The 11,219-nt window shown below is 71.5% G+C and carries 12 protein-coding genes; 2 read left to right on the top strand and 10 right to left on the bottom strand.

Going from position 1 to position 11,219, the window contains the following annotated elements:
- Nucleotides 1-63: 63 nt before the first annotated feature.
- From fbaA to ACFWB8_RS23460, 6 genes are all read right to left on the bottom strand, one after another.
- Nucleotides 64-1,113, bottom strand: coding sequence for a class II fructose-bisphosphate aldolase (gene fbaA / locus ACFWB8_RS23485; RefSeq protein ID WP_385230315.1), 1,050 nt, complete (start codon nt 1,111-1,113; stop codon nt 64-66).
- A 299-nt stretch (nt 1,114-1,412) separates the two neighbouring features.
- Nucleotides 1,413-1,952, bottom strand: coding sequence for an orotate phosphoribosyltransferase (pyrE, locus tag ACFWB8_RS23480; RefSeq protein WP_385230312.1), 540 nt, complete (start codon nt 1,950-1,952; stop codon nt 1,413-1,415).
- Between the two features lie 21 nt (nt 1,953-1,973).
- The gene (locus ACFWB8_RS23475) at nt 1,974-2,762 is read right to left on the bottom strand and encodes an aldose 1-epimerase (protein ID WP_385230309.1); all 789 of its coding nucleotides are present in this window, start codon (nt 2,760-2,762) and stop codon (nt 1,974-1,976) included.
- A gap of 18 nt (nt 2,763-2,780) precedes the next feature.
- Nucleotides 2,781-3,635, bottom strand: a complete 855-nt coding sequence (locus ACFWB8_RS23470) for an SRPBCC family protein (protein WP_385230306.1) — start codon at nt 3,633-3,635, stop codon at nt 2,781-2,783.
- Nucleotides 3,636-3,668: 33 nt separating this feature from the next.
- Nucleotides 3,669-5,309 carry a polyamine aminopropyltransferase gene (locus ACFWB8_RS23465; protein ID WP_385230303.1) on the bottom strand — a complete coding sequence of 547 codons (1,641 nt, stop codon included), beginning with the start codon at nt 5,307-5,309 and terminating at the stop codon, nt 3,669-3,671.
- A 122-nt stretch (nt 5,310-5,431) separates the two neighbouring features.
- Nucleotides 5,432-5,983 carry a DUF2617 family protein gene (locus ACFWB8_RS23460; RefSeq protein ID WP_385230300.1) on the bottom strand — a complete coding sequence of 184 codons (552 nt, stop codon included), beginning with the start codon at nt 5,981-5,983 and terminating at the stop codon, nt 5,432-5,434.
- Nucleotides 5,984-6,671: 688 nt separating this feature from the next.
- Here ACFWB8_RS23460 and ACFWB8_RS23455 point away from each other — a divergent pair.
- Nucleotides 6,672-7,862: a pyridoxal phosphate-dependent aminotransferase gene (locus ACFWB8_RS23455; protein WP_385230297.1), complete on the top strand. Its 1,191-nt coding sequence runs from the start codon at nt 6,672-6,674 to the stop codon at nt 7,860-7,862.
- A 75-nt stretch (nt 7,863-7,937) separates the two neighbouring features.
- Here the strand turns inward: ACFWB8_RS23455 and ACFWB8_RS23450 are convergent, their stop codons facing one another.
- From ACFWB8_RS23450 to ACFWB8_RS23440, 3 genes are all read right to left on the bottom strand, one after another.
- Entirely contained in the window at nt 7,938-8,288 is a 351-nt protein-coding gene (locus ACFWB8_RS23450; protein WP_385230294.1) for a hypothetical protein, read from the bottom strand.
- Complete coding sequence (locus tag ACFWB8_RS23445; protein ID WP_385230291.1) at nt 8,285-8,770, bottom strand: prevent-host-death family protein; 486 nt, start codon at nt 8,768-8,770, stop codon at nt 8,285-8,287. The genes ACFWB8_RS23450 and ACFWB8_RS23445 overlap by 4 nt, the downstream gene beginning before the upstream one ends.
- A 203-nt stretch (nt 8,771-8,973) precedes the next feature.
- Nucleotides 8,974-9,384: a DUF3224 domain-containing protein gene (locus ACFWB8_RS23440; RefSeq protein WP_385230324.1), complete on the bottom strand. Its 411-nt coding sequence runs from the start codon at nt 9,382-9,384 to the stop codon at nt 8,974-8,976.
- A gap of 55 nt (nt 9,385-9,439) precedes the next feature.
- Here ACFWB8_RS23440 and ACFWB8_RS23435 point away from each other — a divergent pair, with 55 nt between their 5' ends.
- A complete protein-coding gene (locus tag ACFWB8_RS23435) occupies nt 9,440-10,597 on the top strand; it encodes a hypothetical protein (RefSeq protein ID WP_385230288.1) in 1,158 nt (385 codons plus the stop codon).
- Nucleotides 10,598-10,607: 10 nt separating this feature from the next.
- Here the strand turns inward: ACFWB8_RS23435 and ACFWB8_RS23430 are convergent, their stop codons facing one another.
- Nucleotides 10,608-11,162: a YbjN domain-containing protein gene (locus tag ACFWB8_RS23430; protein ID WP_385230285.1), complete on the bottom strand. Its 555-nt coding sequence runs from the start codon at nt 11,160-11,162 to the stop codon at nt 10,608-10,610.
- Nucleotides 11,163-11,219 lie beyond the last annotated feature (57 nt).

Genomic DNA, 11,219 nt, shown 5'->3' with positions numbered 1-11,219 from the left:
GGGGCCTCTTCTCTCTCCTCGCACGGCAACGGGCCCGGCCCCCTGGAAGGAGGACCGGGCCCGTCACCGTACGTCCGTGCGGACGGGTGATTTCTTCAGCTTCGTACCGGTGGAGCGCAGGTTCGCGCACGCCTCGGTGACGCGCTTGGCCATGCCGGCCTCGGCCAGCTTGCCCCAGGTGCGCGGGTCGTAGGTGGACTTGGTGCCCACCTCGCCGTCGACCTTCAGGACGCCGTCGTAGTTGCGGAACATGTGGTCCGCGACCGGGCGGGTGAAGGCGTACTGGGTGTCGGTGTCGAGGTTCATCTTCACGACGCCGTTCTCCAGCGCGGTGGCGATCTCCTCGGCCGTGGAGCCCGAGCCGCCGTGGAAGACGAAGTCGAACGGGGAGGGCTTGCCGTACTTCTCGCCGACGCCGGCCTGGAGGTCCTTGAGGAGCTCGGGGCGCAGGACGACGTTGCCCGGCTTGTAGACGCCGTGCACGTTGCCGAAGGAGGCGGCCAGCAGGTAGCGGCCCTTCTCGCCCAGGCCCAGGGCCTCGGCGGTACGCAGGGCGTCATCGACGGTGGTGTACAGCTCGTCGTTGATCTCGTGGCTGACGCCGTCCTCCTCGCCGCCGGTCGGGGTGATCTCGACCTCAAGGATGATCTTCGCGGCGGCGGCCTTGGCGAGCAGCTCCTGGCCGATGGCCAGGTTGTCGGCCAGGGTCTCGGCGGAGCCGTCCCACATGTGCGACTGGAAGAGCGGGTTCAGACCACGGGCCACGCGCTCGGCGGAGACCTCCAGGAGCGGGCGGACGTAGCCGTCCAGCTTGTCCTTGGGGCAGTGGTCCGTGTGCAGCGCCACGGTGATGTCGTACTTGGCGGCGACGACGTGCGCGAACTCGGCCAGGGCGACCGCGCCCGTGACCATGTCCTTGTTGTACTGGCCACCCAGGAACTCCGCACCACCGGTGGAGATCTGGATGATGCCGTCGCTCTCGGCCTCCGCGAAGCCGCGCAGTGCAGCGTGCAGGGTCTGGGTCGAGGTCACGTTGATCGCCGGGTAGGCAAACTTGCCTGCCTTCGCCCGGTCGAGCATCTCGTTGTAGACCTCGGGGGTTGCGATGGGCATCTGTCCGCTCCTTGGATGTGCGGGGAGTGTGCTATTGCGGGCCCTGACCGGGGCGATGTCGCCGTCGCGCCTATCTTTCCAGACTCCGCGCGACACTCCACCCCGTCGGTCGCCCGGCATGGCCGAACCGAGCGGAGTGTTTCACGTGAAACACTCCGCCCCGCCAGAAAAGGGCAGGTCAGGACCTGTCGTGGGATTTTCGAGGACCTAAGTCACCAGTTGTCCCTGGTCCCGGCCCGAGTCAGGGTGAGGCCCCGAGCCAGGAGGAGGCCCCGAGCCAGGGGGCCCCGAGCCAGGGGTCAGGCGAGGCCGAGGTCCCCGAGCTCGTACCCGGTGAGGTAGGGCAGGCCCGCCGCGGCGATGGCGCCGGCCGCACCGCGGTCGACGATCGTCGCGACGGCGACGACCTCGCCGCCGGCCTCGCGGACCGCCTCGACGGCGGTCAGCGGGGAACCGCCGGTCGTCGAGGTGTCCTCGACGACCAGGCAGCGCTTGCCCTTGACGTCGGTGCCCTCGATGCGGCGCTGCATGCCGTGGGCCTTCTGCGCCTTGCGGACGACGAAGGCGTCCAGCCGCTCGCCGCGCGCGGCGGACGCGTGCAGCATCGAGGTGGCGACCGGGTCGGCGCCCAGGGTCAGGCCACCGACGCAGTCGAAGTCCAGCTCGGCGGTGAGGTCGAGCATGACCTGGCCGACCAGCGGGGCCGCCTCGCCGTCCAGGGTGACCCGGCGGAGGTCGATGTAGTAGTCGGCCTCCATGCCGGAGGAGAGGATCACCTTGCCGTGCACGACGGCCTTGTCCTTGATCTGCTGCAGAAGCGCATCGCGTACGTCAGTCATGGCCCCGAGCTTAATTGGGCCCTAGACGAGCCGCCGCCAGGTCCACGTCGTGGAGATCTCCAGCGGGTCCACCGGGGTGATCAGGCGCGGCAGGGTGTTCAGCCCGTTCGGCGGGCCGGACTGCGGTTCGACGCAGACGGCCTCGGACTCCTCGTCGTAGACGACCACCCATTCGCTGCGGCTGGTGACCTTGAGCTCCAGCGCACCCGGCCAGGTGAGGGTGACGTCGACTCCTTCGGGCATGCCGAAACAGTCGTCCCAGGGTCCCGGCTTGGGGTCGATGCGGTTGCCGGTGGGGAGGTGGTCGTCGCCGCGCTCCTCCTGCCAGCCGGCCTCGAAGTCGATGCGTACGTCCTCGCCGCCGAGACCGAGGTTGCGGTGGAACCAGGGGTGCCAGCCGGCCTGCGCCGGGAAGGAGTCCTCGTACGTCTCCACGCCCATGGTCAGGGTCAGCGCGTTCTCGCCGAGTTCGAAGATCTGGGTGACGGTGCCCCGGTACGGCCACGGGTCGCCGAGCTCGAAGGTGAAGGCCGCCTCGGTGGCGGTGGCGCGGGCGCGGCGCCAGGCTGCGTCGCGGCCGAAGCCGTGGAGGGCGTGCGGCGGGTGGTTGACCGGCAGCTGGTGCAGGGTGGCACCGTCCTGGAACTGCCCGTTCCTGGTGCGCCCGCACCAGGGGACCATCGGGAAGGAGCCGTACTTCGGCCCCTGGCGCAGCAGCTCCGTCCCGTCGATCCGCAGACTGCTGATCCGGCAGCCGTTGTCCTGGTCGATGGTCAGCTCCGCGCCACCGGCGCTCAGTTGCGTGCTCATGCGACCGACCCTAAGCGGTCAGCGGCGGCGGCGCAGAGCCCGGCCCAGGACCACCGCCGAGGCCACGGCGAGGGCGGCCGCCGGGGCGAGCCAGCGCAGGTTCGCGGTCGCGGCCGTGGCGCCGGGGGCCGGCACCGGGGCGTAGCGGCCGCGCGGGGGCGCGTGGTCGACCTCCTCGGCGCTGCGGCCGATCATCGTGCGGCGCGCGTGGGCGGCCTCGGCCGGGGGGCGCGCGGAGCCGTCGAGGTCGTCCAGGTCGCCCGGTTCCCCGAACCCGCTCTCCAGGAAGGGGTCGAGGGACGGGGGCGGCACCTCGGTGTCGAACACGGACGCGGTGACCTCGGTGACCTCGTCGCCGTCATCGCCGTCATCGCCGTCGAGGTCCGCGGCCTCCGCCTCCTCGGCCTCGGCGACCACGTCCGTCACGGGCTCCGCCTGCGGGGCGGTGGCCACCGTCACGAGCTGCGCGACGGCCCGGTCGAGGAGCCGGCGTACGGCGGTGGCGGCGGCGTCCGGGGCGAAGCCGGCGGCGCGCCCGTCGGCCACTCCCCCGACGGTGAGGTCCAGGCGGGTCCCGCCGTCGGCCGGTGTCAGGCGCAGCGCGAGGGAGAGCTTGACGGTGCCGCTGCCCCTGACCTCGGTGGCCTCACCCTCGAAGGTGAAGTGGTCGGGCTCCCGCTCGGTGACGGCCAGCGCCACCCGGTAGGTCACGGTGTGCCCGCCGACCCGCACCTTCAGCCGGCCCGACACCGGCCCGGACTCGGTGTCGGCGTCCTGGTGGAGCCCGGGCACGCAGCGCGCCACCCGGGCGGGATCGCGCAGCACGGCGCGGAGGTCGGCTGCCGGTACCGGAACGAACACCTGATGCTCCATGCGGTCGAGCCTACCGAGACGACCGACTCCCGCCTACGTATAGCGCGGGTGCGGCAGCGTGGACGGCGGGAGGCCGGGCAGCCGGCCGCGCTCCGCGTCCCGCGCGGCGTCGTGCAGGGACTGCGTGGACAGCGAGCGCAGGCTCGGCGTGTCGCGGTCCACGCGCAGCTCCGGGACCCGCTCGCGGGCGGCCAGTACGAACCCCCAGTCCTGCGGCGGTGCGTCGGCCGCGCCCTGGGTCCGGTCGGGTCCGGCGGCGAAGCCCGAGAGGCGGCCGCCCGCGCTGTAGGGGGCGGTGAGCAGGCCCGCCGCGCGCAGGGTGGCGTCGACGGTCCAGTACGTGCGCGGCCGGGTGCCGAGGGGGCCCGCGTGGACCGCGAGGCGGCCGCCGGGGCGCAGGGCCCGCGCGGCGAGCCCGTAGAACTCCTGCGAGTACAGCTTGGTGCTGGGGGTGATGCCGGGGTCGGGGAGGTCGGAGACGATGACGTCGAAGCGGTCCCGCGCGGCCGGGCCGCGCAGCCAGCGGAACGCGTCCTGCGTGACGACGTCGAGGCGCGGGTCCTCGTACACCCGTCCGTTGAGCGCGGCGAGCATCGGATCGGTGCGGGCGAGCCGGACCACCCCGGGGTCGAGTTCGACGACGGTGACGGAGGTGACGTCGCGGTAGCGCAGCACCTCGCGGGCGGCGAGGCCGTCGCCGCCGCCGAGGACCAGGACGCGGGAGTGCGGGCCGGTCATCGCGGGGTGCACGAGGGCTTCGTGGTAGCGGTACTCGTCGTAGCCGCTGACCCGCAGGCGGCCGTCGAGGAAGAGGTCGAGGGAGCGCGGGGAGCCGGTGGCGGGACCGGTGAGGACGAGTTCCTGTACGCCGGTCTGGACGGCGACGCGGACCTCCCCGCCGTAGACGGCGCGGCGGGCGACCCGCTCGAAGTCGTCGGCGAGGGCGGTGGCGGAGGCCAGGACGGCCAGCACGGTGATGTTCACGGTGATCAACAGCCAGCGGGCGCGGTGGCTGAGGTCGCGGCGGAACAGCCACAGCACCAGGCCGCCGCCGACGACGACGTTGACGGTGCCGGTGAGCACCGCGCCGGTGAGCTGGCCGAGGACCGGCAGCAGCAGGAACGGGAAGGCGAGACCGCCGACGAGGGCGCCCACGTAGTCGGCGGCGAACAGGTCGGCGACGGCGCCGCCCGCGTCCTGTCTGCGGATGCGCTGGATCAGGACCATCAGCAGCGGGATCTCCGCTCCGATGAGCACGCCGATGGCGAAGGAGAACGCGACGAGCGCGGGCCGGGACTCCCCCAGCCAGGCGAAGCTGGCGTACAGCGCCATGGCCGAGAGCCCTCCGAGCAGCGCGAGTCCGGCCTCCACGGCGCCGAAGCCGAGGGCGGGCCGGTGGCGCAGGCGTTTGGCGAGCAGGGATCCGACGCCCATGGCGAAGACCATGACGGACAGCACGACGGACGCCTGGGTGACGGAGTCGCCGATCAGGTAGGAGCCGAGGGCGAGCAGTTCCAGCTCGTACACGAGGCCGCAGGCGGCGCAGACGAACACGGTGGCCAGGACGAGCAGCCGGCCGGTCCGGGGCCGTACGGGCAGGGCGGCCGGAACGGACGCCACGCCCCGCGGCTGCGGAGCCGGGAGCACCCCGCGCGGGGCGGAACGGTCGATCATGCAGCGAACCGTACGTCACCACCCTCTCACGCCAAGTCACCCACATGGGTGCAACTGGCGCATTGGATAGGCCAGTTGGAGCAATCACCTTGCATCACATCGCAACGCCCGCATGCCGGTCGTCAGGGCAGCAGGGCCGGGGACTCCAGGGACACGGCGGCCGGGGCCCCCATCCGTACGCCGACCCGCGTACGGGTGGCCACCAGCTGCCCCTCCTGCGGGTACGCGTGCCAGGTGCGCCACCGCACCTGCCCCTCGTAGCGCTGCGCGAGCATGGCGGTGAAGGCGTGCGGACTGCCCGGGAAGGTCCCGGCCAGCCCGTTCGGGTGATCCGCGACCAGGGCGAGCAACTCCTGCGCCCGCCCGGCGAACGAGCCCTGCGAGAGGTTCTCGACCCGGGCGGCGAACTCGTACTCCCAGTCGCCGACCCGCTTGGCCACGCCGAGCGGCAGCGGTGTGCTGCTCCCGGGCATACAGGCGACCGTCTCCGAGCAGAGCACCTCACCCTCCTCCAGGAGTACCTGGTGGGAGGCTCCGAGCAGGCGCAACTCGACTTTTGCGCCCACCAGTTCGAGGTTCAGTACGGCCAGGGCGGGCAGCCGCTCCCTCCCGAGGGCCCAGGCCAGATCGGCGGCACGCGTGTCGGTGTAAGTGGTCTGGAGGGTCGTGAGCATGAGTCGGCTCCGCAAACGCGCGAGGGAGATGGGCCGGGGCCCGCCAGCGGTAGTCAACGGGTGGGGGGACACCGGCACGGGTCCACAGGAAGTCCAGGGAGGTCCGAGGACTGGTCTACTCAACCGAGGGAATCATGAAAGGCACGGCACTCACAGCGTTTTTACCCAACTTGAAGTGGTTTACATCCCCCCGAGGGCTACCCAGTTCACGTGTTCAACAAGTTCCACCTGCGCGGCGTAGTGCGAACAGCAGGACGCCCGACGGAAGTTAGCCCGCCGGGCGCCCTGACCTGCGCGGTGCCCGCTGCCCCGTGTCAGCTGGAACCGCACCCCCCGCCACCGCAGGAGGAGGACGACCCACCGCAGGACGAGGAGGAACCACAGGACGAAGAGGAACCGCAGGAGGACGACGACCCGCCGTCGCTCCCCGCCCACCAGCTGCTGCTGCCCGAGCCGGAGCTTCCGTGGCCACCACCCCCTCCGCCGGCCTTGCGCACCAGGAACACGACGACGGCGATGAAGACCAGTCCACTCAGAATGGCGAATCCGACCACGATCCTCGCCCCCCATCTCTCTTCCGCCTCGGTCTTCCCGAGGGGCGGGATCCCCGCGTCCCGCGTGAAGGGGGGATGCCCCTTGGCCACACCGGCCAAAGCACACTTGAGCAAGTCCAGAGGTTGCCCCCAGGATGGCGCCCATGAGCGCACCCGTGAGCAGCAACCGCCCCTTCCTGAACCGCCGACTGGCGGCCTTCGGCACGACGATCTTCGCGGAGATGTCCGCGCTGGCGACGCGCACCGGGTCGATCAACCTCGGCCAGGGCTTCCCCGACACCGACGGCCCCGCGGAGATCGCCGAGGCGGCGGTGCGCGCGATCCGCGACGGCCGGGGCAACCAGTACCCGCCGGGCCCGGGCGTGCCGGAGCTGCGCGCGGCCGTCGCCGCCCACCAGCAGCGCTTCTACGGGCTCGCCTTCGACCCGGACACCGAGGTGCTGGTCACGGCGGGCGCGACGGAAGCCATCGCGGCGGCCCTGCTGGCCCTCCTCGAACCGGGTGACGAGGTCATCGCGCTGGAGCCGTTCTACGACTCGTACGCCGCCTGCATCGCGATGGCCGGTGCGGTTCGCGTGCCCCTCACCCTGCGCGCCCCGGACTTCCGCCTCGACGTGGACGCCCTGCGGGCCGCGGTCACCCCGCGCACCCGGCTGCTCCTGCTGAACACTCCGCACAACCCGACGGGCACGGTCCTGACCCCGCAGGAGCTCGCGGCCGTCGCCGAGCTGGCGGTGGAGCGCGACCTGCTGGTCATCACCGACGAGGTGTACGAGCACCTGGTGTTCGAGGGCTCCCACACTCCGCTCGCCGGGCTCCCGGGCATGCGCGAGCGTACGGTGACCATCTCCTCGGCGGGCAAGACGTTCTCGTTCACGGGTTGGAAGGTCGGCTGGGTGACCGCCTCCCCGGAGCTGATCACGGCGGTCCGCTCGGCGAAGCAGTTCCTGACGTACGTGTCCTCGGGGCCCTTCCAGTACGCCATCGCAGAGGCCCTGGCCCTGCCCGACTCGTACTACGAGGGCTTCCGCGCCGACCTGGCCGCGAAGCGCGACATCCTGGCGGACGGCCTGGCGGCGGCGGGCTTCGAGGTCTTCCGCCCCCAGGGCACGTACTTCATCACCACCGACATCACGCCCCTGGGTGAAAAGGACGGCCTCGCCTTCTGCCGCTCCCTGCCGGAGCGCTGCGGCGTGGTCGCGATCCCCAACCAGGTGTTCTACGACGACAAGGCGGCGGGCGCCACCCAGGTCCGCTGGGCCTTCTGCAAGCGAACGGCGGTTTTGCAGGAGGCGGTGGACCGCCTCGGCCGGCTGGCTCGCTGAGCGCGGTCCGGTGGACATGTGGATACAGGGCCCGGCCCCGGCTCAGCCGGGCCCGTTCCGCACGGGAACGACGACCTACTCGGTGTCCTTGGGGTGCCGAGTAGACGCGTAGACCAGAACTACGGTCGATGTATCGGAGCTGACCAGGTAGCGCACTCGGCCGCCGCTCGTAACCTCGAACTCCCACTGTTCGAGGGCGGATCCCTTCCATTCCTTCGTGGCGAGTTTCCCACGGAGCTGATGCTGGCGATTCCAGTTGCCACGCGCCAGCGGGTCGGTGCGCAACGCCTCCAGGCATCGGTGGGCACTGGGCAGCGCCGCGCGGCACAGTTCCTCCCACCCCGTCACCGCCTCCGTGGTCCCGAAGACGACGTTCCATCCGCTCAGCGGTGGAACGCTGACACGATCGCCCTTCTTGGGGCTCACCCGCCCACCTCGACCGGACCCAGGTCATCCCCGTCGAGCGGACGCAGAGCTTCCTTGAGCTGCTCCGGATCGGCGTTGATGCGAGCCGTCGCCCTCCAGGACACAAGCGCCCGGTGAACAGATTCCCTGGCACCCAGCTCTGCTGCATCGGAAAGGGCTTCCAGAAGTTCTACGGTGAATGCGCGCAGCTCTTCGCCGTCCAGGTGCCGCACCCACGGGAAGACCTCCGGCAGCGCCAGCAGAAGCGACCGGGCTCCGTCGTCATGCTTCATGAGTGCCAGGAAGAGCCGAGAGGCCGTCGTGAGGTTCTCCTCCGTGCGCTCCGCGTGCATCGCAGTCGTCAGCACCATGTCGGGTGAATCTCGATGGGTGACGCGCAAAGCACCGAGGGCGGCAGCCCTGGCGGCTACGGCCTTGGGGTTTCTCGACAGGTCGGTGAACGAAACCGACTCGGGTTCGGCTCCCAGGTAAGCAAGGCTCATACTCAGACTGTACTCAGATTACAGTCTGAGTGCCAGCGATTCTTCGTTGCCCCGCCTCGGCCGGCTGGCTCGCTGAGCGCGGTCCGGTGGACATGTGGATACAGGGCCCGGCCCCGGCTCAGCCGGGCCCGTTCCGCACGGGAACGACGGATGCCGGCGAGCCCAGCCGCACCCCGGGCTTCCAGTGATGTGACCGCAACGGTTCAGAGGTCGTAGTCGAACCAGATGTGGTGCGTGCCGTCCTCGTCGACGCGCAGGCCGCCGGCGCCCGTGATGCCCTTCAGGGCTGCGGTGCCGCTGCCCGGCACGATCGCGAAGTGCTCGGCGCCGCGGGCCGGGCCGCCGTCCGTGGCCGCCGAATGGACGAAGTTGAAGGCGCCCTCGCGGCCGGCGAGGGCGCCTTCGAAGGACTCCATCGCGACGTAGCTGCCGACGCCCGCGTCCTGGTCGAAGGCGGCCGTGAAGAGCGTGGCCGAACGGCCCCTGAGGGTGTCGCCCTCGTAGTGTTTCTCCATCGTGGCGACGCCGACCGGAAGCCCCGTGTCCACCGCGGGTTCCGGGACGAGCGGTACTTGAGTGAAGCTGACGACCTTGAAAGTTCCGGACGCTCTCATCATCCGATGAGCCTACTCACCCACCTGCTCACACACCTGCGGAAAGTCGGGAGACATGGCGACGACGACGGTGTCCCTGCGGCCGCCGGTGCGGACGCGTGCGGCCACGCCGGCGGCGGTGATCGCGCTCGGGGTGTTCGCCGCCGTCCGCGGGGCCGGGCTGCTGGTCCTGTGCGCCGCCGCCTGGTGGGCCGGGCGCAGCCCGCTGCGGGTGCTCGGCGGGTCCTGGGACTCGGTCTGGTACGTCTGGATCGCCGGGCACGGCTACGGCCGGACCCAGATGTGGCCCGCGGGCGGGTCCGTCCAGAGCGACCTGGCCTTCTTCCCCCTGTACCCCCTGCTCCTGCGGGCCGTCTCCCAGGTGCTGCCCGGCGGCCTGGCCGTCGCCGGGCTCGCCGTCGCCTGGGCGGCCGCCGCCCTGGCCGCCGTCGGGGTGTACCGGGTCGGGGAGCACCTGCTCGGGGCGCGGGCCGGGGTGCTGCTCGTGGGCCTGTGGGCGGCACTGCCGCACGGCGTGGTGCTGACCCTCGCCTATACCGAGGCGCTGCTGACCGCGTGCGCCGCCTGGGCCCTGTACGCCCTGCTGCGCGGCCGCTGGCTGTGGGCCGCCGCTCTGGCCGTGCTCGCCGGGCTGACGCGGCCGACCGGGCTCGCCGTCGCGGCCGCCGTGTCCGCGATGGCCCTGCACGCCGTCCTCGGCCGCCGCTCCCGCGCGCCCGAGGTGTGGGTGGCCGGGCTGGCGGCGCCGGCGGGCTGGGCGGCGTACCTGCTCGCCGTCGGGGTTCGGCTGGGCGATCCGCTCGGCGGGTACTTCACGGTGCAGCGGCGCTGGGGCTCGCGCTTCGACTTCGGCGAGGGCGCCCTGCGCTCCGCCGAGCTGGTGCTCACCGGCGGGCACGTGCCGCTCGCCGCCGCCGTGACGGTGGGCGTCCTGGCGCTGGCCGGGCTGCTCGCGGCCCTGCTGGTGCTGGACCGGGCGCCGCTGCCGCTGCTCGCGTACACCGGGGTGCTGCTGCTGATCACCTTCGGCGGGGCCGGCTTCTTCGAGTCGAAGCCGCGTTTCCTGCTGCCCGCGTTCCCGCTGCTCCTGCCGGTGGCCGCCGTCATGGCGAGAGCCCGGCCGCGCACCGCGGTCGTGGTGACCGGGGTACTGGCCGGGCTCTCCTGCGGCTACGGGGTGTACCTGCTCCTCGTGGCCCGTGTGCCCTTGTGAGGCGGGCGGACTAGTTGGTCTCGTCGCCCGCGTCGTCGCCCTTGTCTTCGTCCTCGGAGGCGGAGTCGACGTCCTTCTCCAGGCCGAGCTGCTCCACGAGCCACTTGTCGAACTCGATGGAGGCGCGGACCCAGCTGACCGTGGAGGACACGAAGTGCTCCAGGCTGACGCCGGTGCCGATCAGCATCTGCGCCTCGCCGATCAGGCGGACGGAGCCGTCGTCGTGCGTGTGGCTGTAGACCTTCGGCCACAGGGTGCGGCGGTTCCAGTCGTCGATCGACTCGAGGAGCTGGGGCTTCTCGTCGATCTTGTGCGGACGGTCGTAGAAGGTCCGCACGGAGAAGACCTGCTGCTCGCCCTCGCCGCGGAACATGAAGTACGTGCGGAACTCCTCCCACGGCGCCGCGAGGTCACCCTCGTCGTCGACGACGTACTTGAGCTCCATCTGCTCCAGCAGCTGCTTGACCAGGTCCTGGTCGGGGACGACGGGGCCCGCCGGTCCTGTGGCCTGCGGATCGGGCTGCTGCCCTCCGAAGTTCGGAATCGAGGCCGGGTCGATGCTCACCGTGTACTTCCCTTCGTGCGGATGGTGTCATCCTCCCCCATCGCTCCTACCCCGTGT

The sequence above is a fragment of the Streptomyces sp. NPDC060031 genome (genome assembly GCF_042736805.1).
In the GTDB taxonomy this organism is placed as follows: Bacteria; Actinomycetota; Actinomycetes; order Streptomycetales; family Streptomycetaceae; genus Streptomyces.
Note: the sequence above shows the minus strand (reverse complement) of the source record. Positions and strands in the feature narration are given on the sequence as shown.

Bases quoted from the DNA above. Each gene is read 5' to 3' on its own strand.
- ACFWB8_RS23445 (WP_385230291.1), bottom strand. From the start codon at position 8,770: ATGAGCCTTGCTTACCTGGGAGCCGAACCCGAGTCGGTTTCGTTCACC.
- ACFWB8_RS23435 (WP_385230288.1), top strand. From the start codon at position 9,440: ATGGCGACGACGACGGTGTCCCTGCGGCCGCCGGTGCGGACGCGTGCG.
- ACFWB8_RS23460 (WP_385230300.1), bottom strand. From the start codon at position 5,983: ATGCTCACGACCCTCCAGACCACTTACACCGACACGCGTGCCGCCGAT.
- ACFWB8_RS23475 (WP_385230309.1), bottom strand. From the start codon at position 2,762: ATGAGCACGCAACTGAGCGCCGGTGGCGCGGAGCTGACCATCGACCAG.
- ACFWB8_RS23465 (WP_385230303.1), bottom strand. From the start codon at position 5,309: ATGATCGACCGTTCCGCCCCGCGCGGGGTGCTCCCGGCTCCGCAGCCG.
- fbaA (WP_385230315.1), bottom strand. From the start codon at position 1,113: ATGCCCATCGCAACCCCCGAGGTCTACAACGAGATGCTCGACCGGGCG.
- pyrE (WP_385230312.1), bottom strand. From the start codon at position 1,952: ATGACTGACGTACGCGATGCGCTTCTGCAGCAGATCAAGGACAAGGCC.
- ACFWB8_RS23455 (WP_385230297.1), top strand. From the start codon at position 6,672: ATGGCGCCCATGAGCGCACCCGTGAGCAGCAACCGCCCCTTCCTGAAC.
- ACFWB8_RS23440 (WP_385230324.1), bottom strand. From the start codon at position 9,384: ATGAGAGCGTCCGGAACTTTCAAGGTCGTCAGCTTCACTCAAGTACCG.
- ACFWB8_RS23470 (WP_385230306.1), bottom strand. From the start codon at position 3,635: ATGGAGCATCAGGTGTTCGTTCCGGTACCGGCAGCCGACCTCCGCGCC.